At 60.1% G+C, this 1,369-nt stretch carries 1 protein-coding gene; it reads left to right on the top strand.

Annotation, left to right across the window (positions count from 1 at the left end):
* The first annotated feature begins 58 nt into the window (after positions 1 to 58).
* Complete coding sequence (locus AB4Y31_RS31735; RefSeq protein WP_368677417.1) at positions 59 to 1,327, top strand: IS256 family transposase; 1,269 nt, start codon at positions 59 to 61, stop codon at positions 1,325 to 1,327.
* The last annotated feature ends 42 nt before the right edge of the window (positions 1,328 to 1,369 follow it).

The following is a 1,369-nucleotide window of genomic DNA, read 5'->3' as shown; positions in this document are numbered from 1 at the left end:
GAGCCTGTCAGAATTTTAGTGTGTCGAGGTCATGAGACGATAACGGAAATTACGTCCTATGACCGAAGCAACCGTGACCAAGAAGAGCAAGAACCCGAAGGCGCCGAAGCTGTTCCCCGACGAGCTGATCGATCAACTGCTGGCGCAGATTCAGAACAAGGATGCCGATTCGGTTCTCGGCGAATCGGGCCTGGCGGGGCAACTGAAGAAGCAACTGGCTGAGCGCATGCTGGCGGCGGAGCTAACGCATCACCTGGGAAACGAGGCGGAGCAAGGCAAGGGCGGCAACCACCGCAATGGCACGAGCCGCAAGACGGTCATCACGCCCAATGGCGAACTGAATCTGGACATTCCGCGTGACCGGCAGGCGACATTCGAGCCGCAACTGGTGGGCAAGTATCAGCGCCGGCTGCCAGGCTTCGATGACCACGTCATCAGCATGTACGCGCGCGGCATGAGCGTGCGCGAGATCCAGGGCCATCTGCTGGACCTGTACGGGCTGCAAGTGTCGCCCGACCTGATTTCAACGGTCACCGACGAGGTGCTGGCCGAAGTCGAACAGTGGCAGCAACGCCCGCTCGAAGCGATGTATCCGATCGTGTATTTCGACGCACTTCGGCTGAAGATCCGCGACGAAGGCACGGTCAGGAACAAGGCGGTGTACCTTGCGCTGGGCATTCGGGCCGACGGCCGCAAGGAAGTGCTGGGCCTGTGGATCGAGCAAACCGAAGGCGCCAAGTTCTGGCTGAAGGTCTTCAACGAACTGAAGAACCGTGGCTTGCACGACATCCTGATCGCCGTCGTCGACGGCCTGCGCGGCTTCCCCGAGGCGATCGAGGCGGTGTATCCGGCTGCCCAGATCCAGACCTGCATCGTGCATCTGATCCGTAATTCGCTGAATCTGGCGAGCTGGAAGGACCGTAAGCCGCTGGCCGCCGCGCTCAGGCCGATCTACCAGGCCGCCACCGCCGAAGCCGCCGAGGCGGCGCTGCAAGCCTTCTCTCAAAGCGAATGGGGCAGGAAGTTCCCCACCGTCGCGGCAATGTGGCAACGCCAATGGGAGCAGGTCATCCCCTTCTTCGCCTATCCGCCGGAGGTGCGCAAAATCATCTACACAACCAACGCGATCGAGAGCATGCACATGCAGTTGCGCAAGATCGTCAAGAACCGCGGTCACTTCCCCAGCGACGAAGCCGCCAGCAAACTGCTGTACTTGGCATTGCGCAACATCGAAAAGGATTGGAAGATGCCACCTATCACCTGGCGGCAAGCAGTCAATCAGTTCGCCATCCTGTTCGGCGAGCGATTCACCGCCGCCATCAGCTGAGATTTTTAACCGACCTCAGCACACGAAATTCCTGACACGTCC

It is taken from the genome of Trinickia sp. EG282A (assembly GCF_040965455.1).
Classification (GTDB): domain Bacteria; phylum Pseudomonadota; class Gammaproteobacteria; order Burkholderiales; family Burkholderiaceae; genus Trinickia; species Trinickia symbiotica.
The sequence above is the reverse complement of the archived record's forward strand: the minus strand, read 5'-3'. Positions and strand labels throughout refer to the sequence as shown.